Below are 17805 nucleotides of genomic sequence, written 5' to 3' on the forward strand. Positions count from 1 at the left end.
GTTCTACGCTTCGGGATGGCTTGCAAGCCATCCCGAAGCGTAGAACCCACCCGGAAACTGCGCGCGGGGCCGCGGGGGCCGCGCGGGCCCGGGGCAGCGCAGGGCTAGCTGTTCGCTGCGTTCGCGTTGGCGGCGACGCTCGCGGCGACGGCGGCGTTGATGGTGATCGCGTTCATGGTGCGCGAGACCGCCGAGCTCGCGGCGGCAGCTCCCCAGTCGCCGGCCTCGAGTGCCTTCGCTCGGTTGATCACTTCGGTCTCCCACGGGAGCTCTCGGTGCAGGGTGGGCAGCGAGCCGCTCGCGGAGAGCAGCGCCGCGAGGGCGGCGGTGCGGGCGTCGGGCTCGGCGCCGTCGATGAGCACGGCTTGAACTCGGCTCATGAGTGCGGCTCGTCGGCCCGTGTCGCCCAGGCTGATGGTGGTCTTGGGGATGAACCCGAACGTCTTGCCCTGCTCGCGGTGCAGGTCGCCACGGAAGATGAGGCTCTCCAGCAGCTGGCCGCGCAGCTTGGGGCCGATGGACGCGAGCATGCCCTGCACCTCGCGCCGCTTCCCGTCGGAGTACTCCCACGCGGCCCGGAGGATCTCGTCGTCCGGCGCCGTCTCACCCACGGAGAGCACCAGGGTCCCGCGCAGGCCGACCTTCTCGATAGCGACCTGGTCGTCCAGGGCCAGCTCGGTGAGCACGGCACCGGCGAGCACGTAGAAGAGGGTGCCTTCGCCGCCGATCGTTCCGTCGTCTGGATTGAAGAGCAGCAGCAGCAGATCTTCGGCGAGCAGCGGCTGCGCTTCGTCGGGGCCGATGGTCGGGATGTGGTCGGGCTGTTCCATGGTTCCCCCTGGCAGGTGCGCGAGTCGTCGTGCCGGCCAAGGTACCAGCCGAGGCTCAGCCCTCCGCGCGGTCTCCGTACGCCGTGACGGAGAGGAAACGCGCCGGGAGCTCGATGAGCTCCTCCGGGCCGTGGGGGCCCTCGCCGTCGAACTGCAGGGTGTCGCCGGGGCCCATCTCGTAGCGCGCGTCCCCGTGCCCGTAGGCCATGCGGCCCTCGAGCATGTAGAGCAGCTCGGTGCCCGGATGCTGGAAGAGGGGGAACACCTCGCTCGCCTCGGTCAGCGTCACGAGCACCGCCTCCATGCGCTTGTGCTGGCCGCGCAGGGCGCCGAGGAGCTCGTAGAGGTGGCCGGATCGGGAGCCGCGGCGCACGATCTGCGCCCCGTGGCCTGCCGGCACGTAGACGGCCTCCCTGTCGGAGTCGACGCCGCGGAAGAGGGCGGTGACGGGCACGTCGAGGCCGTGCGCGAGGCGGCCGAGGGTGGTGAGGCTGCAGGAGGTGAGGGCGTTCTCGATCTTCGAGAGCATGGCCTTGGAGATGCCGACCTTGTCGGCCATCTCGGCGACCGACATCCCGGTCGCGAGGCGGTACGCGCGCACCTGGATGGCGATGGCACGCTCGAGGTCGCCCGGCTGCGGTCCGACCGTGGCCGGGTCGACCTCGCGGTGCACGGAGCCCACGCCGATCTCGTCGTGGTCGTGTGCGTCGCTCATGCAGCCTCCGGGGTTCCGTTCAAGCCTAGCTTTCGCCGACCGGCCCGCCCGCGTCGTTTGGTGTTGGGCGCGCCTGGCTCTAGCGTTGCGGTCATGAGCGAGACGAGCGCTGGTGCTGACCGTGGCTGGGTCGCGCGCGCCGCGATCAGGGCGGTGCTGCTCGTCATCATCGCCGGGTACCTGGCGTACATGCTGCTGGTGTTCCCGAACGCGGCTGCCGGATCCGACGTTGATCGCGACTCCGCCGAGGGTGCGCGCCTCGCCGGCACGCTCATCCCGATCGCGTACGCGAGCATCGCGGCAGCGGTGGTGCTGGGCGTGTGGCTGGCGCTCGATGTGACGAGGGCCATCGCGATGAGCCTGCGAGCGTCGCTGCTGTGGCTTGCCTCGGTCGCCGTCCTGGCTGCATCCGCCTGCGCAGCCCTGAGCGTGGCCGTCATCGTGAACAGTCTCGTCGCGGGCATCGGCGTGGATGCCGACCAGACCAGGTACTGGGGGAGCACGGGGGCGATCATCGGGGAAGCCTTCGTGCTGACCTGCCTGCCATTCGTGCTGGCGACCGGTGTCGCCCTGCTCCTGTGGACGATTCGCGCCGCGACGAAACTTGACCGCCACGCGAAACCTGCCAGGAGTAGCGTTGCGGCGTGACTTCATCTACGTTCAATGACCTTCTGACCGCCCAGATCGGCAACGAGTTCTCGGCCTCGCAGCAGTACATCGCGATCGCCGTCTGGTTCGACAACCACGACCTCCCGCAGCTCGCGGCGCACTTCTACCAGCAGTCGGTCGAGGAGCGGAACCACGCGATGATGCTCGTGCAGTACCGCCTCGACCGCGACCTCGGCGTCACGATCCCCGGCGTCGCCGCGCCGAAGACCGAGTTCGCCGATGTGGTCGAGCCCATCGCGCTTGCGCTCGCGCAGGAGCAGGAGGTGACCTCGCAGATCGAGGCGCTGTTCCGCGCTGCGCGTGCTGACGGCGACGCGATCGGCGAGCAGGCGATGCTCTGGTTCCTGAAGGAGCAGGTCGAGGAGGTCGCGTCCATGTCGACGCTCGTCACGATCGCGAAGCGCGCCGGCGACAACCTGTTCGACATCGAGAACTTCATCGCCCGCGAGACCATCGGCGACAGCGGCCAGGACGCGGACGCGCCTGCGGCGGCAGGCGGCGCGCTCTAGCAGCCGGCTCGGCCCGGGTCAGTCCCAGTTCCGTCCGTACTGCAGCGCGAGTTCCTGCGCCTGCGTCTGGGTGAGCTGGGCGACCCGGTGCCCTCGGGTGATGAGGGCTATCTTGCTGACCTCTTCGAGTTCGATCGCGGCCTGGATCGCGGCGTCCATGCTGGCGCCGCTCGTCACTGGCCCGTGGTTCTGGATGAGCACGGCGTCGAACGCGAAGTCGAGTGCGCGGATGCCGTCGGCCTGGTCGTGATCGCCGGGGTGCGCGTAGGGCACAAGCGGGGTCTGCCCCACGCGCATGACGAAGTACGGGGTGAGCGGCGGGAGCGCCGACCTCGTGGTCCACGGGTCGAGCAGGGACACCGCGACGGCGTGCATGGAGTGCAGGTGGATGACGGCGTGCGTGTCCGGGTTGCGCTCGTAGAACGCCCGGTGCAGCGGATGCTCCTTCGACGGCCGGGGTCCGGCGAGGTGCGCCCCGTCCGCCAGGGAGACCTCGGAGAGCTGGTCGGCCTGGAGGCGTCCGAGCTCCGTGCCGGTCGGGCTCATCAGCATCCGCTCGCCCAGGCGCATGGAGATGTTGCCTGAGGTGCCTGGGCTGAGCCCCAGGTCGGAGAGCCGGCGTCCGGCGTCCAGGAGCTCGGTGGCCTGGTCGAGGGTGGCGGTCGGGGTCACGCGAGCTCGTCCCAGGCCTCGACGAAGAACTCGGTGGAGCCGAAGTTCCCGGATTTGAGGGCCAGGTTGATCACGTGGCCGTCTGCGGTCGTCGCTCGGGCCCAACTCACGCCAGGGCAGATCGGCTGTCCGAGCTTGAGGCTGCTGATCCCCAGCTCGGTCACGATGCGGCCGGAGGTCTCGCCGCCTGCCGAGATGACCTCGACGGCGCCGGCGTCGATGAGTGCGACTGCGGCCTCGGCGAGCGTTTGCTCGATGCGATCGGCGGCGTCGGCGTGCGCTGACGCGTCGTCGGTGGCGAGGTCGTCGGGGGAGCCGGTCGCGTAGACGAGGACGGGCACGTCTGGGCGTTCCGCCCAGGATTCGCGCGCCCACCTGACGATGGACACGGTCTGCTCGGTGCCGGCGCGCGGATCGACCTGCAGGCTGAGGAATCCCGCCTGCTTGGCTGCCTGAACCTGCTCCTGGGTTCGCTTGGAGGCGCTGCCGCAGAGGATGACACGGTGGCCGGCGAGCGCCGCGAGTCGAGGCGCCTCGGCTGCGCGCCGTTCGGGCACCGGGACGCCGAGCGCGAGTCCGGATCCGCCCGTGACGAACCTCAGCTCTGCGCCGGCTGCCGCGATGGTGGCGAGGTCGGTGTCCGTGACGGCGTCGATGACCACGGCGCTGGGAGTCGAGGCGCCCTCGAGCGCCGCGCTCAGCGCCTCGACGCCGTCGCGAACCGTCGCGAGGTCGATGAAGTCGACCGGGGTCTGCGCCTGACGGCTGAGCAGCAGGCGCACGTCGGATTCGGTCATGGGCGTGAGCGGGTGGTGGCGCATCGAGCTGTGCTCGAGCAGCTCGCCCCAGACGGAGAGCTGGCCGTCGCGCACGGTGCGCCCGTTGCCGGGGAATGATGGGACGACGATCGTCGTCGTGAGGTCGAGCTCGGCGAGCATGGCGTCGATGACGGGGCCGATGTTGCCGTGCTCGGTCGAGTCGAAGGTCGAGCAGTACTTGAAGTACAGCTGGCGTGCGCCTGCCTCGGTCAGCCGGCGGAACGCATCCACGCTCTGGCGGACAGCTGCGTCGGGCGACGCGGTTCTCGTCTTGAGGGCGATGATGACCGCCTCGGTGTCGGCGGGGAGCTCGTGCAGCGCGGAGTCGGGCTCGGTGATGACGACTGCGTTCAGCCCCCGTGCCGCGAAGTTTCCCGCGAGGTCGACTGCTCCGGTGAAGTCGTCGGCCACGCAGCCGTGAAGAATCGTCAAGTTGGGTTCCCTCCTGCTGCAGCACTCGAACGAGACAGTGTGAATATCTGTGAGTGTTTGCACATGATCTGTGAATCCTTTATACATGATGTCAGCACGACGACCTGCCGGTCGTTGGCAACGACGCCAAACGGAGACCAATGAACATCGAGTACCTTCTCGCCGCGCATCGCGGGACCCGCGTGCAGTATGCGCTCACCGGGGCCAAGGGTGGATTCGCTCGCACCCTGCTCGCGCAGACCACGCAGATCGAGGACCTGCACGCCAGCGTGCTCTGCGACCTCGACCCGGAGGGTGCGCGTGAGCTCGCCCTTGAGGTCGGCTTTACGGCCGATTCCGTCGTCGTCTGCGGCACACCAGGCGAAGTACTCGAGGTCGTGACGGCCGGAAAGACCGCCGTGGTCGCGAGTCGCGAGCTCCTGCTTCCCGACGCCTTCGACATCCTCGTCGAGGCAACCGGGGACCCGGGGTTCGGCTACCGGGTGGCCGCGGATGCGCTGCGCGCGTCCAGGCCGGTCGCCATGGTCTCGAAGGAGGTCGACTCGGTCGCTGGCATCGAGCTCGCCTCGATCGCCCGCGAGAACGGCGTCGTCTACACGCCCGCGAGCGGAGACCAGCCCGCGAACCTCATCGCCCTGGTCTCCTGGGTGCGGACGCTCGGACTCGACATCGTCGCCATCGGCAAGTCCAGCGAGTACGACCTCGTCTTCGACCCGTCCGTCGGCACCGTCACCCACCTCGACAAGCAGATCCACGCACCGCAGCTCGGCGAGCACCTGACGCTCGGCGACGATATCCCCGCGACGCTGCGCGCTCGCGCCGAAGCCGTCGCGGCGCTCCCCACCGGCGCTACGGCCGACTACTGCGAGATGGCGGTCGTCGCCAACCACACCGGCTTCGTCGTCGACGACGAGCTCATGCACTACCCGGTGGCCCGCATCAGCGAGCTCGCCGACATCTACGCGCCGAAGTCCTCCGGCGGAGTCCTCGAGCGCACCGGCGTCGTCGACGTGTTCTCCGTGCTGCGAACCCCGGACGAGGCATCGTTCGGCGGCGGCGTCTTCGTCGTCGTGCGCACCTACGACGCGCAGACCTGGGAGGTGCTGCGCGGCAAGGGCCACGTCGTCAGTCGCTCCGGCGAGTACGCCTGCATCTACCTGCCGTATCACTTCATGGGCGTCGAGACGCCGATGACGCTGCTGCTCGCCGTGCACCTCGGGGCGCCGTACGGCAGTCCGGAGCCGACGAGGAGCATCCTCATGGCAGGTCGAGCGAAAGCGGACCTGGCCGCGGGGACGCTCCTCGAGATGGGTGGACACCACCACGACGTGACCGGCGTGCAGGCCGTGCTGCTCGAGGCGGGTCCCGAGTCCGAGAAGGTGGCCCCGCTCTACGTCGCGTCGCGCGCGACGCTCGCCCGGGACGTGCGTGCCGGCGAGCTCATCCTCATCGACGACCTCGCCGACCACGACGCCGAGCTCCTCGCCGCGTGGGCTGGCGACGACGTCCGGGAGGGCAGCCATGTCTGACGTCTTCATCCTCCTCTCCTTCGCGTTCGCGATCGTGGGCCTCGTGCTCATGATCGGACGGTTCAAGGTGCATCCCGTGTTCGTGCTCTTCGTGGTGGTCGCCGTGCTGAGCCTCATGTTCGGGCAGGGCGGCGCCGGCACCGTCTCCCTCATCAACGAGGGCTTCGGGAACACGCTCGCGAACGTCGGCCTCCTCATCGTGTTCGGCTGCGTGCTCGGCAAGGCGCTCGAGATCAGCGGCGGGGCGTTGCGCATCACGCAGTCCGTCGAGAAGATGCTCGGAACGAAGCGCAAGATGCCATGGGGCATCGCCCTCGCCTCGACCATTATCGGCATCCCCCTGATCGCCGACACGACCGTCATCATGCTCATCCCGATCGTCTCCGCCATGGCCTACCGGTCGAAGGAGTCGATGATGAAGTTCGGCCCGATCCTCTACATCGGCGCCTACGTGATGACCTCGCTGGTCGTGCCAGGGCCCGGCCCCCTCGCCGCGGCGGGAGTGCTCGGCCTCGACTTCGGCATGTCCATCATGTACGGACTGCTCGTCGGTCTGCCCGGCATCGCGGTCGCCACGTTCTACCTGACGCGCATCAAGACCTACGTCGCGCCCAAGGCGGAGTTCATCGAGTCGATCGCCAAGGCGGAGCAGGCAGAGCAGGAGCAGCGCGAAGGCGGCTCCGGCACCACGAAGACGCTCACCGCTCAGAACGGCGGCGTCGGCCGCACGCTCGCGCTCAGCCCGTTCACGGGGCTCCCCGTCCGGCTCGGCTTCGCGCTGCTCCCCATCTACCTGCCGATCTCGCTCATCATGATCGACTCGCTGCTGGGTCCGACGCTTCCGGAGGGCTCGTTCATCCAGGAGCTCGTCGGATTCGTCGGAGCGCCCATCATGGCGCTCGCGATCGGCGTGCTGTCGACCCTGCCCCTCTTCGGTGGCGCGTGGCGTCGCAAGGAGATCGTCAACGGCATGTTCGAGGATGGCCTGCGCACGGCCGCCATGCCGCTCGCCCTGACCGGAGTCGGCGGCGCGCTCGCCCTCCTCATCCGCGAGACCGGGGTGGCCGAGCGCATGTCGGAGGTCATCCAGGAGGTCGGCATCCCGCCCCTCATCGTGCCCTTCCTCGTCGCGGCAGCGATCTGCACGATCACGGGCTCGAACATCCTCGGGATGCTCACCGCGTCGGCGATCATGGCTCCCCTCATCGACGACCTCGGTGTGTCCGCGCTCGCCGTCTACCTCGCCTGCGGCACGGGCGCGCAGATCTTCAAGCACGCCAACTCGTCCGGGTTCTGGGTGACGACGACCCTGTCGAACATGACGGTCGGCCAGGGGATCAGGTCGATCGGCGTCGCCTCGATCATCTCGGGCGTGACGGGATTCGCTATCGTTCTCGTGCTGTACTACGCAGGACTGATCTAGAGGTCGCATGAGAAGCCACACCGAGGAGCCGCCGTTGATTCCGGACCAGCGACGTCAGAAGATCCTCGAGCTGCTGAGCGCTCACGAGGTGCTCAGCGTGCATCAGCTCACGGAGCTGCTCGGGGTGTCGCACATGACGGTGCGCCGGGACATCGGCGAACTCGTGAGCCAGGGCGTCGCCGCGGTGGTGCCAGGGGGAGTGCGCTCGGCGCGCTCCGTCGCGGTCGAGCCCAGCTTCGACGCGAAGGCGAGCTCGGAGCGGGCGCAGAAGGCGGCCATCGGCCGCGCCGCGGGGAAGCTGCTCCGCGACGACGGCGTCTACTACCTGGACGCGGGGACGACGACTTCGTCGTTGCTCCCCGCGATCCGGGCGCTGGCCGCGCCCACGGTGGTCACGAACGACTTCACGATCGTGAGCTCCCTCATTGGCGACGCTCACGTCGAGGTCGTGCACATCGGCGGCAAGCTCGACCACGCGAACCGCTCCAGCGTGGGGCACCTCGCGGCAGGCGTGCTGCGCCAGCTCGCGGTGGACATCGCGTTCGTGAGCGCCAGCTCGTGGGACGCCCAGCGTGGAGTCACCACGCCGAGCGCTGAGAAGGTGGATGTGAAGCTGGCCGCCATGGAGGTGGCGAGCAGCGCGGTGCTGCTGGCCACGAGCAGCAAGCTCGGCAGCTACTCGATCTACCGCGTCTGCGGGCTCGATCGGTTCTCGACCGTCATCACCGACGAGGGCATCTCCGAGGCCGACGCGGCGGCTGTGCGCGAGATCGGCGTCGAGCTGGTGACCGCCGCGGTGCAGGGCTGAGCCGGCGAGCGCCGCGTACGCTGAAGCCGTGCATCCTGAACCCGTGACGAAGGCGGCGCGAGCGCAGCTGACCGAGCTCGCCGAGTGCGCGGCTGCTGGGCGAGAGCCTGCCGTGCACCTGTCGCCCGTCGATGAGCGCCTCGTGCGCGTCTCCCGTTCGGCCGCGGTGCTCATCCTCTTCGGCGTCCTCGACTCGCTTCCCAGCGATCGCGAAGCACAGGCCGGCGCCGTCTCCCGTGACCTCGACGTGCTGCTGCTCGCGCGAGCTTCGACGCTGCGCTCGCACCCGGGCCAGGTCGCGTTCCCGGGCGGCCGGGTCGACGCGGAGGACAGGGATGCGGTCGCGGCCGCGCTGCGCGAGGCGGTGGAGGAGACGGGGCTCGATGCCGATGGCATCGACGTGCTCGGCCCCCTCGAGCCCGTGCCCCTCACCTACTCGCGGCATCTCGTGACGCCCGTGCTCGCCTGGTGGCGGCGTGCGTCCGAGGTCGGTGTCGTCGATGAGGCGGAGTCGGCGGCCGTGTTCCGTGCCCCCGTCGCCGAGCTGCTGGACCCCATGAATCGGGGCACCACGGTGCTGCGCCGCGACGGCGAGGAATGGCGTGGGCCGGCGTTCCTGGTGCGGAACGAGTCGGGCGAGCACCTCGTCTGGGGCTTCACGGCGATGCTGCTCGACGGCATCTTCGACCGCCTCGGCTGGACCGAGCCCTGGGACCAGGCGCGGGAGTTCGAGCTCCCCGACGCCTGAGCTCGCCAGTCGCCCGAATCGGCGTGGCGCGAGGCCGCGACCGCCGAGTCGGTGGGCTCATTCGCAGCCGCAGGACCTCCGGATGACGAGCTCGCCCCGAGGCCGCTCGTCCGGGATGCTCCCGACGCCGAGCAGCCGGAAGACGGCCTGCTCGGCGAGCTCGGCGATGGGCTGGGCGAGCGTCGTGAGCCCCGGCCAGGCGTACTCGGCGTCGTCCGTGCCGTCGAACGAGACGACGGCGACGTCGCCCGGCATGTCGACGCCAGCCTCGTGGAGCGCCCGCATCGCTCCGATCGCGAGCTGGTCGGAGCTCATGAAGACCGCGTCGACCTGGGCGCTCGCGGCGGCGAGGTTGCGGCCGGCGAGGTACCCGGATCGGCGTTCGAAGTCGGCGGGGAACACGAGCCCGGGCTCGAGGCCGGCGGAGGCGAGCTCGGCGGTCCACCCGCCGTAGCGGGCATCCTTCGTCGAGCCGACGAACGCGATCCTGCGGTAGCCGTGGTCGATGAGGTGGCGCGTGGCGTCGCGTGCGCCCTGATCGAGGTCGACGCCGACACCCATGGTGCCTGCGATGGGGTGGGGGTTGTTGAGGGTGGCCCAGCGGATGCCGAGCGCGTTGAAGGCGGTGACCTCGTTCGGGTGCACGATGGAGGCGACGAGGAATCCGTCGACCTGCCGGGAGGCGAGGGACCGGGCGAGTGCGATGGCCCGGTTGTCGTCGTCGCGCGAGTTCACGACGAGCACGGCGTAGCCCTCACGTGCCGCCACGTTCTCGACCTGCTGGCACAGCTCCGACCAGAAGGGGTTCGTGGTGTCCGGCACGATGATGCCGATGAGCCGCGAGGACCCCATCTTCAGTGCGCGGGCCGCGGCGTTCGGCGTGTAGCCGAGGATGCGAATCGATTCGCGCACGCGCGCCGCGGTCGCCGGCGCGACGGGGGCGCGGCCGTTGAGGGTGTACGTGACGACGGCATCGCTGACACCTGCGTGGCGCGCAACGTCCCGGCGCGTGACCTTCCGGGGTGCACCTTCGGGCATCACTACTCCTCGTTCACTCGAGTCGATCTTACGGTCGATGCGGGCGCCCGAATCCTCGGACGCCCGCATCTTCATCGCTCGCTCCGTCAGGCGTGTGCGGCGTCGGCGCTCACTGCACCGAGCGCCGCGGGTGCGTCGCCGAAGTCGTTGATCGGGAGTCGCTCTCCACCCGCCAGGGCAGAGCGGTGCGCGACGATGCCTGGCAGCGTGAAGCGCGCGGCGACCCAGGCGTTGACGGGCGGGAGGGTGCGGTTGTTGACGGCGGTGACGAAGTCGTCGACGAGGAAGTGGTGGCTGCCCTCGTGTCCGTTGTGGACACCTGAGAACTCCGCGGGGAGCCGCGAGGTGTCGTGCACCTTCGAGTGCCCGGACACGAACGCGTCGCGCAGGGCGGGGGCGACGTGCGCGAGCGACGGGTCGTCGGCATCCGCAGTCGCATCCGTCGCGATCAGGTCGGAGACATCCGTGACGCCCTGCTTGTCCTGCCACACGGCGACCTCGGCGAGCTGCTCGAAGCTGCCCTCCGTGCCGAAGTAGCGGAACCGGCTCTCGCGGATGTGCGAGGGGTAGCCGACGCGACGCATCTCGTTGATCCGCATGGACCCGCCCTCGGAGAGCTCGAAGAGCGCCGTCGCGTTCGAGAAGTTGTTGTCGAACATGCTGATCTCGCGGTCGAAGACGCCGTCCTGACGGTCGTCGACCACGCCGATGCAGCTCACGCTGGTGGCGTGGCCCGGGATGGCGCCGAGGACGCCGCCGATGGAGTGGGTCGGGTAGAGCATGGGCGGGTAGCTCGCGGTGCGCTTCCACTCGGCGCCTCCCGAGTAGGCGTAGGCATCGTAGAAGCCCAGGTCCATGTCGTGGACGTAGTCGCCCTCGGCGTAGAAGATGCGCCCGAACTTCCCGTCGGCGAGCTGGTTGCGCGCGTAGATCGTCGCCGGGTTGTAGTAGCTGGTCTCGCCCATCATGTAGGTGAGGCCGGTCTCGCGCACCGCCTCGATGATGGCGGCGATCTCGTCTTCCGAGATGGCCATGGGCACTGCCGAGTACACGTGCTTGCCAGCCTGCAGCGCGCGGAGCACCAGCGGACCGTGCGTCCAGCGCTGGGTGAAGAGGGCGATCGCGTCGATCGAGTCGTCGGCGAGGAGGGCCTCGAAGCTCTCGGCGGTTCCGTCGAGGTCGGCGGATGCGTTGAGCGCCTCCGCGCGCTCGGACAGCACGTCGGTCACGAGGATCCGGTCGACGCCGGGGTGGAGTTTGAAGAGGGTGGCGAACTGGCCGGCGAACTGACCGGCTCCGACGATTCCCAGGGACAGCGACATTGGTGACCTTTCAAGGTGACAGGAAAACCCTGGCTCCACCACGGTGGGGAGTCGGGCGCGGACCTCGAGCATCGCATGAGTATTTACTCGCGTCAACACGTTATGTGTCTGAGTTATTGGCCCTTGCGGTTAAATATTTACTCGCATAAATTGTCGGCAGATAGCGATGGAGCCATCCGCGTCCTTGCGGTCGGCCGGATCCATCGCCCACACGAAGGAATGACAATGAAGTCTCGCGCTACCACCGTCGCGGCAGCCTCCGTCGCAGCGACGCTCCTCCTCGCCCTCACCGGCTGCAGTGGCGGCTCCGCCGAATCCGGCACGACCATCGAGTTCCAGACCAACGCCTCGGTCGACTCCAAGCTCATGATCGCCCTCGAGGAAGTGACTGCCGCCTTCGAAGAAGCCAACCCGGGCGTCACGATCGACCTCGTCGCGCCCAGCTCGCAGTACGAGGCCGACATGAAGGTCAGGCTCGCAGCAGGCGACGCCCCGGACATCTTCGCCACCCACGGATGGTCGCTCCTCCGCTACAGCGAGTTCCTCGAGCCCCTCCAGAACGAGGCCTGGGCCGCCAACTTCAACCCAGCCCTCGACTCGGCCATGCGCAACGACGCCGGCGAGTTCTTCGCCCTCCCCATCGACACCGACGTCGCAGGCATCATCTACAACGCCGACGTGCTCACCGCGGCCGGCGTCGACCCCGCCTCCATCTCCACCTGGGACGACTTCGCCGAAGCCGCCGCGGCCGTCGATGCGAGCGGCATCGCCCCGATCGCCGTGTCCGGCAAGGACGGTGGCCCGGCCGGCAACCTCGCCGACTGGATCGTCGCCGGCGCCTACACGCCCGAGCAGCTCGACGAGCTCAGCGCCGGTTCGTTCGTCGACGCGCCCTACGCGACGACGCTCGACCTCATCGACGGGTGGCGCACCTCCGGCTACTTCAACCCCGACTACTCCTCGGCGACCTCCGACGACGTGTCGCGCGCGCTCGCCGACGGCAACACCGCCTTCGTCTTCAGCCAGAACCAGGCGGCCAACAACGCCCTGCAGTACAACCCAGACGCCAACCTCGGCTTCATGCCCGTCCCCTCCCTCACGGACGAAGACCCGTACCTGGTCGGCGGAGAGTTCAACGCCTTCGGCATCTCGAAGACGAGCGAGCACCTCGACGACGCGAAGGCCTACCTGGCGTTCCTCGCGCAGCCGGAGAACATCACCGTGCTCGCCGAATCCGTCGGCAACCTCCCCGGACTCACCGACGCCTCGGCCGACCTCGGCCCGCTGCAGGAGTCGTTCGACACCCACGTCATCTCCGGCTCAGCGCCGCTCGTGCCGTACTTCGACCGCGTCTACCTGCCCAACGGCATGTGGAACACGATGGTGACCACCACCGACTCGATCATCACCGGCCAGTCCAGCGTCGACCAGGCCGTGACCCAGGTCGACGCCGACTTCACCAGCCTCTGGGGCCAGAGCTGAACGGCGAGCGGATGCTGAGAGGAGATCCCCATGAGCTCGCTTGACACTGCAAGAACGCCACAGAAGCTGCCAGCCAGAGCACCAAGGGCGCGGCGGAGCAGGGGGTCCTCCCCTCTCGCCGGAGCAGGGATGAACCTGCTCTACGTGCCGGCCCTCCTGCTGTTCGCCGTCTTCACCATCTACCCGCTCGTGACGGGCGCCGCCATCTCCTTCACGAACTGGAACGGGTACAGCGCCGACCGCAGCGACGTCGGCTTCGCGAACTACACTCGCCTCTTCCAGGACGAGACGTTCCGGCTCGTGCTCATCAACACGTTCATCTACGGCTTCGGGTCGACCATCATCCAGCAGGCCCTCGGGCTCGGGCTCGCCCTCGCCCTCGACCAGAAGGTGCGCGGCCGCAACCTGGCCCGGGCGATCATCTACCTGCCGGTACTCGTCTCGCCCGTGGTCATGGGCACCATGTACTACCTGCTCTTCCAGTACAACAACGGCGCCTTCAACGACATCGTCGTCGGGCTCGGCGGCGAGCGCGTCGCCTGGCTCAGCGACTCGGGCGCCGCGATCGCCATCATCGTGCTCGTCAACTCGCTGCAGTTCGTGGGCGTCTCCATGATCATCTACCTCGCCGGGCTGCAATCGATCCCCACCGAGCTCTACGAGGCATCCACCCTCGACGGTGCCGGGTACTGGAAGCAGTTCTGGCACATCACGCTGCCCCTCCTGCAGCCGGCGTTCGCGACGAGCATCGTGCTCAACCTCATCGGCGGGCTGAAGCTCTTCGACGTCATCGTCGTGCTCACCGGTGGAGGCCCCGGCTACTCGACCAACTCGGTCTCGACGCTCATCGGCGTCGCCTACTTCGACAACCAGAGCGCCGGCTACGCCTCGGGGATGGGCATCGTGCTGTTCCTCGTGATCGTGCTCTTCACCCTCGGGCTCAACACCCTGCTCAACCGACGACGACTGGACCGCGCATGACTGCAACGACCGTGACCGAATCGAAGGTGGAGCATCCAGCCCCACCGACCAAGCCGCCTCGCAGCGGCGGACGTGCGCGCAGCACCGGCCGCCCGAAGCGAACGAGCCGAGCCACGGGGACGGCCCTCGGGCTCGGCGCCGTCCTCATCGTCGCCTCCGCCGTGCAGCTGCTCCCGTTCTTCATCGCCGTCACCACGGCGTTCAAAGAGCGCACCGACCGCTCCTCCCAATGGCTGTTCCCGACGACGGACATCTTCTTCGGCAACTTCGCCATCGCCGTCGAGAGCGGCAACATCCTGCGGGCCATCGGCAACAGCGTCATCGTCACCGGAGTCTCGACGGTGCTCGTGTGCGTGCTGGGAGCACTGGCCGCGTATCCGCTCGCCCGACGCGCCTCGACGCTCAACAGCATCGTCTCGTTCGGCATCCTCGGCCTCATCATGGTGCCGCCGCTGTCGATCCTCGTTCCGCTCTACACGCTGCTCAACCAGATGGGAGCGCTCAACACGTACTGGGGCGCGATCCTCGTCATGGTCACCCACCAGCTGCCGCTGAGCATCTTCCTCTACACGGCGTTCATGAGGTCGCTGCCGCAATCGGTGGAGGAGGCGGCCACCATCGACGGCGCGAACCGACTGCAGATCCTCTTCCTCGTCGTGTTCCCCATGCTCAAGCCGGTCACCGCGACCGTCGTGATCCTCACCGGCGTCGCCGTGTGGAACGAGTTCGCGATCTCCGGGTACATCCTCACCTCGCCCGAGATGCAGACCATCGCCCCCGCGATCGCCTCGTTCTTCTCGGTGCAGAGCAGCAACCTCCCGGCCGCCGCGGCGGCGTCGCTGCTCGCCGTCCTGCCGGTGTTCGTGGCCTACCTCTTCCTGCAGAAGTACTTCATCAAGGGCATGGTCGCCGGCTCCGAGAAGTAGCCAGCGTCCCATCCCGGGGCCGGCTCTAGAAGATCATCGGGCGGTCGTCGTCGAGGGAAGTCTCGAGGTCGAGCTCCACGACGACGGGCACGTGGTCGCTTGGGCCGTCGCCCTTGCGCTCGTCGCGCTCGATGGATGCATCCACGACGAGGTCGTCGAACTCGGTGTTCCCGAGGATGAAGTCGATGCGCATGCCCTCGTTGCGGGGGAAGCGGAGCTGCTTGTAGTCCCAGTACGTGTAGCCCTTGACGCCACGCGAGCGCACGGTGTCGACGAAGCCGGCCTCGAGGAACGCCTCGAACGCGGCGCGCTCAGGGGCCGAGATGTGCGTCGAGTCGACGAACGCGGCGAGGTCCCACACGTCGATGTCGAGGGGTGCGATGTTGAAGTCGCCCATGAGTGCCAGCGGGGTGTCCGGGTGCGCCTGCCGCCACGTGGTCATGTCGGCGAGGAGCGCCTTCAGCCAGGCGAGCTTGTAGGTGTAGTGCTCGTGCGTGAGCTCGCGCCCGTTCGGCACGTAGAGCGACCAGAGGCGGAGGTCCTCGACGGTGACGCCGAGCGCGCGGGCCTCGAGGGGGAGCGTGCCCTCCGGGGTCGTCTTGCCGAAGCCGGGCATGTCGGCGAACGTGATCTCAGGGTCGCTCATGGGGAGGCGGCTCGCGAAGGCCACGCCGTTCCACTGGTTGAGGCCGTGGATCTCGAGCTCGTAGCCGGCCTCCTCGAACACCTCGCGAGGGAACTGCTCCGGCTTGCACTTGATCTCCTGCATCGCGAGCACGTCGATGTCGGCCCGCACCATCCAGTCGATGACTCGGCCCGAGCGGGCCCGGATGGAGTTGACGTTCCAGGTGGCGATGCGCATGCGATCAAGGCTATCGCCCAGGTATCGCGGTTGACGCAAACCAGTTTGTAATGCAAACTACTTTGCATGGAGACAAACGGAAGCTCGACCCCCGCCGGCATCACCCCGTCGCAGGACGACGAGGCAGCCCTCGCGCCGAGCGAGATGCTGGCCCTCATGCGCGAGCAGCAGCGCACCACGCGCACCCGCCTCGACCGGGCCCTCTACATCCTGCTCGCCACGTGGGCCCTCGCCTGGCTCGTCGGATTCCTCGCCCTCTGGAGTGCCGAGGACGGCGGCGGCAACCCGGCGCTGCGCATCCCGACCGCGACCGCATTCATCGTCTTCGGGGTGCTCATGGTCATCGGCATCATCGTCTCGGCGGTCTCCGGCATCTCCATGGGCCGCGGGATGCGCGGCCGCAGCAACACCGCAGGAATGCTCTACGGCTTCTCCTGGTCGATCTCGATGATCGGTGCCTGGTTCTTCGCGGCGTCGCTCCTGCGCCAGGTGAACGATCCCCTGCTCGCGCCGCTCCTCATGCCCGGCATCTTCGCCCTCACGATCGGCGTCCTCTACATGGCGGGCGCTGCCATGTCACGATCGAAAGCGCAGTTCGCGCTCGGCGCCGCGGTCATCGCCCTCGTTGTCGTGGCGACGGCGCTCGGCGCCCCCACGCACTACCTCGTCTACGGCACCGTGGGTCCGCTCATCTTCATCACGTTCATCGTGCTGCTGCGCACGGGCGTCATCTCGAGCGAGCCGACGCTGCGAGACGAGGTGGCCGCATGAGCGACACGAGCATCGACCTCGATCCGATCATCCACGCCCCTGCCCGGCTGCGCATCATGACGACCCTCGCCGAGAGCCTCGACGACGGCGACGAGATGACCTTCTCGAAGCTCCGCAGCCTCCTCGACATGACAGCCGGGAACCTCACGACGCACCTCTCGAAGCTCGAGGACGCCGGCTACGTCGTCATCGACAAGGCCTTCGCCGGCCGCAAGCCCATCACGTATCTGACCATCAGCCCCGCCGGACGCGCAGCGTTTCGCAGCTACCGGACGGCGCTCCTGAAGCTCCTCGGAGGATGACATGGACGCACAGCCCACGCGCGAACAGCGCGCCACCACGCCGACACGATCCATCGTCGAGGTCACCGACGTCGTGAAGCGCTTCGGCCAGCACGCGGCCCTCGACGGCGTCACCCTCGACGTCCGGGCGGGGGAGTGCGTGGGTCTCCTCGGCCCGAACGGCGCGGGCAAGACGACGCTGCTGTCGCTCCTGCTCGGCCTCCGCTCGCCCACGACCGGCACGGTCCGTCTCTTCGACGGCGACCCGCTCGACGTGCGCACCCGCACCCGCGTCGGCTCGACACCGCAGGCGAGCGCGCTGCCGGAGGCCCTCAAGGTCGGGGAGGTGCTGGACTACGTCGCCGCGCACTTCCCGAGACCCGCGGCGAGGGGAGGGCTGGTGGATGCGTTCGACCTCGGCCCCCTGCTCGGCAAGCAGTGCGGCTCGCTCTCTGGCGGGCAGCAGCGTCGGCTCGCCGTGGCCCTCGCCTTCGTCGGCGACCCCGAGCTCGTGCTCCTCGACGAGCCGACCACGGGCCTCGACGTCGACGCGAGGCGCAGCCTCTGGGACGCCCTCCGGGCCAAGCACCGCAGCGGTTGCGCGGTCATCGTCACGAGCCACCACCTGGAGGAGATCGAGCAGCTCGCCGAGCGAGTCGTCGTCATCGACCACGGCACCGTCATCACCGACGGAAGCCTCGCCTCGGTCGTCGGCAGCGTCTCCCGGCGACGCGTCACGATGCGCGGCGTGGACGTCGCGCGCATCCAGGCCATCGACGCCGACGCCCTCACCGAAGCTGTCGAGGGTTCGGTGTCCGGCGGGCGGACAGCGGATGCGGGGGTCGTGACGGCACTCGTCCGCGACTCGGACGCGTTCATCCGCTCGCTCGTCGCATCCGGTGCCCCCTTCACGGACCTGACGGTTCGCGGAGCCACGCTCGAGGAGGCGTTCCTCGCCATGACGCAGAACGCCCAGAACAGGAGCTGAG

Annotated in this window: 19 protein-coding genes; 12 read left to right on the plus strand and 7 right to left on the minus strand. The window is 68.7% G+C overall.

The window, feature by feature from the left end:
• Positions 1-104 precede the first annotated feature (104 nt).
• A complete protein-coding gene (locus C5B99_RS01265) occupies positions 105-830 on the minus strand; it encodes a GPP34 family phosphoprotein (protein ID WP_104239972.1) in 726 nt (241 codons plus the stop codon).
• Positions 831-885: 55 nt separating this feature from the next.
• A complete protein-coding gene (locus tag C5B99_RS01270) occupies positions 886-1545 on the minus strand; it encodes an XRE family transcriptional regulator (protein ID WP_104239973.1) in 660 nt (219 codons plus the stop codon).
• A gap of 93 nt (positions 1546-1638) precedes the next feature.
• Between C5B99_RS01270 and C5B99_RS01275 the strand changes: the two genes are divergently transcribed.
• Complete coding sequence (locus tag C5B99_RS01275) at positions 1639-2193, plus strand: hypothetical protein (RefSeq protein WP_104239974.1); 555 nt, start codon at positions 1639-1641, stop codon at positions 2191-2193.
• Positions 2190-2723: a ferritin gene (locus tag C5B99_RS01280; RefSeq protein WP_104239975.1), complete on the plus strand. Its 534-nt coding sequence runs from the start codon at positions 2190-2192 to the stop codon at positions 2721-2723. The genes C5B99_RS01275 and C5B99_RS01280 overlap by 4 nt, the downstream gene beginning before the upstream one ends.
• Positions 2724-2741: 18 nt before the next feature.
• On the opposite strand, the gene C5B99_RS01285 is transcribed toward C5B99_RS01280, so the two are convergent.
• Both C5B99_RS01285 and otnK read right to left on the minus strand, forming a co-directional pair.
• Positions 2742-3395, minus strand: coding sequence for a class II aldolase/adducin family protein (locus C5B99_RS01285; RefSeq protein WP_104239976.1), 654 nt, complete (start codon positions 3393-3395; stop codon positions 2742-2744).
• Positions 3392-4645: a 3-oxo-tetronate kinase gene (gene otnK, locus C5B99_RS01290; RefSeq protein ID WP_219819603.1), complete on the minus strand. Its 1254-nt coding sequence runs from the start codon at positions 4643-4645 to the stop codon at positions 3392-3394. Before otnK ends, C5B99_RS01285 begins: the two co-directional genes overlap by 4 nt.
• Positions 4646-4785: 140 nt before the next feature.
• Between otnK and C5B99_RS01295 the strand changes: the two genes are divergently transcribed.
• Genes C5B99_RS01295 through C5B99_RS01310 form a run of 4 tightly spaced genes read left to right on the plus strand, consistent with a single transcriptional unit; the run spans position 4786 to position 9153 of the window.
• Entirely contained in the window at positions 4786-6174 is a 1389-nt protein-coding gene (locus tag C5B99_RS01295) for a homoserine dehydrogenase (RefSeq protein WP_104239978.1), read from the plus strand.
• Positions 6167-7597, plus strand: coding sequence for a GntP family permease (locus C5B99_RS01300; protein ID WP_104239979.1), 1431 nt, complete (start codon positions 6167-6169; stop codon positions 7595-7597). The genes C5B99_RS01295 and C5B99_RS01300 overlap by 8 nt, the downstream gene beginning before the upstream one ends.
• 7 nt (positions 7598-7604) lie before the next feature.
• Positions 7605-8405, plus strand: a complete 801-nt coding sequence (locus C5B99_RS01305; RefSeq protein ID WP_104239980.1) for a DeoR/GlpR family DNA-binding transcription regulator — start codon at positions 7605-7607, stop codon at positions 8403-8405.
• 28 nt (positions 8406-8433) lie between these two features.
• Positions 8434-9153 carry a CoA pyrophosphatase gene (locus C5B99_RS01310; protein WP_104239981.1) on the plus strand — a complete coding sequence of 240 codons (720 nt, stop codon included), beginning with the start codon at positions 8434-8436 and terminating at the stop codon, positions 9151-9153.
• A 57-nt stretch (positions 9154-9210) separates the two neighbouring features.
• Here the strand turns inward: C5B99_RS01310 and C5B99_RS01315 are convergent, their stop codons facing one another.
• Together C5B99_RS01315 and C5B99_RS01320 are read right to left on the minus strand one after the other, a co-directional pair.
• The gene (locus C5B99_RS01315; protein WP_104239982.1) at positions 9211-10191 is read right to left on the minus strand and encodes a LacI family DNA-binding transcriptional regulator; all 981 of its coding nucleotides are present in this window, start codon (positions 10189-10191) and stop codon (positions 9211-9213) included.
• An 86-nt stretch (positions 10192-10277) separates the two neighbouring features.
• Positions 10278-11513: a Gfo/Idh/MocA family protein gene (locus C5B99_RS01320; RefSeq protein ID WP_104239983.1), complete on the minus strand. Its 1236-nt coding sequence runs from the start codon at positions 11511-11513 to the stop codon at positions 10278-10280.
• 225 nt (positions 11514-11738) lie between these two features.
• Here C5B99_RS01320 and C5B99_RS01325 point away from each other — a divergent pair, with 225 nt between their 5' ends.
• The 3 genes from C5B99_RS01325 to C5B99_RS01335 all read left to right on the plus strand — a co-directional run bounded on the left by C5B99_RS01325 (position 11739) and on the right by C5B99_RS01335 (position 14902).
• Positions 11739-12995, plus strand: a complete 1257-nt coding sequence (locus C5B99_RS01325; RefSeq protein WP_104239984.1) for an ABC transporter substrate-binding protein — start codon at positions 11739-11741, stop codon at positions 12993-12995.
• Between the two features lie 129 nt (positions 12996-13124).
• The gene (locus C5B99_RS01330) at positions 13125-13976 is read left to right on the plus strand and encodes a carbohydrate ABC transporter permease (RefSeq protein WP_201297692.1); all 852 of its coding nucleotides are present in this window, start codon (positions 13125-13127) and stop codon (positions 13974-13976) included.
• Positions 13973-14902, plus strand: a complete 930-nt coding sequence (locus tag C5B99_RS01335) for a carbohydrate ABC transporter permease (RefSeq protein ID WP_104239986.1) — start codon at positions 13973-13975, stop codon at positions 14900-14902. Before C5B99_RS01330 ends, C5B99_RS01335 begins: the two co-directional genes overlap by 4 nt.
• A gap of 25 nt (positions 14903-14927) precedes the next feature.
• Here the strand turns inward: C5B99_RS01335 and C5B99_RS01340 are convergent, their stop codons facing one another.
• Positions 14928-15764 (minus strand): exodeoxyribonuclease III, encoded by an 837-nt coding sequence (locus tag C5B99_RS01340; protein WP_104239987.1) that lies wholly within the window; start codon positions 15762-15764, stop codon positions 14928-14930.
• A 66-nt stretch (positions 15765-15830) separates the two neighbouring features.
• Between C5B99_RS01340 and C5B99_RS01345 the strand changes: the two genes are divergently transcribed.
• From C5B99_RS01345 to C5B99_RS01355, 3 genes are read left to right on the plus strand one after another with little or no spacing between them, the layout of a single operon-like run.
• Complete coding sequence (locus C5B99_RS01345) at positions 15831-16535, plus strand: hypothetical protein (RefSeq protein ID WP_104239988.1); 705 nt, start codon at positions 15831-15833, stop codon at positions 16533-16535.
• Entirely contained in the window at positions 16532-16837 is a 306-nt protein-coding gene (locus C5B99_RS01350) for a transcriptional regulator (protein ID WP_104239989.1), read from the plus strand. The genes C5B99_RS01345 and C5B99_RS01350 overlap by 4 nt, the downstream gene beginning before the upstream one ends.
• Before the next feature lies 1 nt (position 16838).
• Positions 16839-17804 carry an ABC transporter ATP-binding protein gene (locus C5B99_RS01355; protein WP_104239990.1) on the plus strand — a complete coding sequence of 322 codons (966 nt, stop codon included), beginning with the start codon at positions 16839-16841 and terminating at the stop codon, positions 17802-17804.
• Position 17805: the final 1 nt, after the last annotated feature.

The sequence above is a fragment of the Pseudoclavibacter sp. Z016 genome, from assembly GCF_002931215.1.
Classification (GTDB): Bacteria; Actinomycetota; Actinomycetes; order Actinomycetales; family Microbacteriaceae; genus Pseudoclavibacter.

Excerpts from the sequence above, each read along its gene's own strand:
- C5B99_RS01295 (WP_104239978.1), top strand. The coding sequence starts at position 4,786 with ATGAACATCGAGTACCTTCTCGCCGCGCATCGCGGGACCCGCGTGCAG.
- C5B99_RS01345 (WP_104239988.1), top strand. The coding sequence starts at position 15,831 with ATGGAGACAAACGGAAGCTCGACCCCCGCCGGCATCACCCCGTCGCAG.
- C5B99_RS01265 (WP_104239972.1), bottom strand. The coding sequence starts at position 830 with ATGGAACAGCCCGACCACATCCCGACCATCGGCCCCGACGAAGCGCAG.
- C5B99_RS01300 (WP_104239979.1), top strand. The coding sequence starts at position 6,167 with ATGTCTGACGTCTTCATCCTCCTCTCCTTCGCGTTCGCGATCGTGGGC.
- C5B99_RS01335 (WP_104239986.1), top strand. The coding sequence starts at position 13,973 with ATGACTGCAACGACCGTGACCGAATCGAAGGTGGAGCATCCAGCCCCA.
- C5B99_RS01340 (WP_104239987.1), bottom strand. The coding sequence starts at position 15,764 with ATGCGCATCGCCACCTGGAACGTCAACTCCATCCGGGCCCGCTCGGGC.
- C5B99_RS01315 (WP_104239982.1), bottom strand. The coding sequence starts at position 10,191 with ATGCCCGAAGGTGCACCCCGGAAGGTCACGCGCCGGGACGTTGCGCGC.
- C5B99_RS01275 (WP_104239974.1), top strand. The coding sequence starts at position 1,639 with ATGAGCGAGACGAGCGCTGGTGCTGACCGTGGCTGGGTCGCGCGCGCC.
- C5B99_RS01320 (WP_104239983.1), bottom strand. The coding sequence starts at position 11,513 with ATGTCGCTGTCCCTGGGAATCGTCGGAGCCGGTCAGTTCGCCGGCCAG.
- C5B99_RS01325 (WP_104239984.1), top strand. The coding sequence starts at position 11,739 with ATGAAGTCTCGCGCTACCACCGTCGCGGCAGCCTCCGTCGCAGCGACG.
- C5B99_RS01305 (WP_104239980.1), top strand. The coding sequence starts at position 7,605 with ATGAGAAGCCACACCGAGGAGCCGCCGTTGATTCCGGACCAGCGACGT.
- C5B99_RS01350 (WP_104239989.1), top strand. The coding sequence starts at position 16,532 with ATGAGCGACACGAGCATCGACCTCGATCCGATCATCCACGCCCCTGCC.
- C5B99_RS01270 (WP_104239973.1), bottom strand. The coding sequence starts at position 1,545 with ATGAGCGACGCACACGACCACGACGAGATCGGCGTGGGCTCCGTGCAC.
- C5B99_RS01355 (WP_104239990.1), top strand. The coding sequence starts at position 16,839 with ATGGACGCACAGCCCACGCGCGAACAGCGCGCCACCACGCCGACACGA.
- C5B99_RS01330 (WP_201297692.1), top strand. The coding sequence starts at position 13,125 with ATGAACCTGCTCTACGTGCCGGCCCTCCTGCTGTTCGCCGTCTTCACC.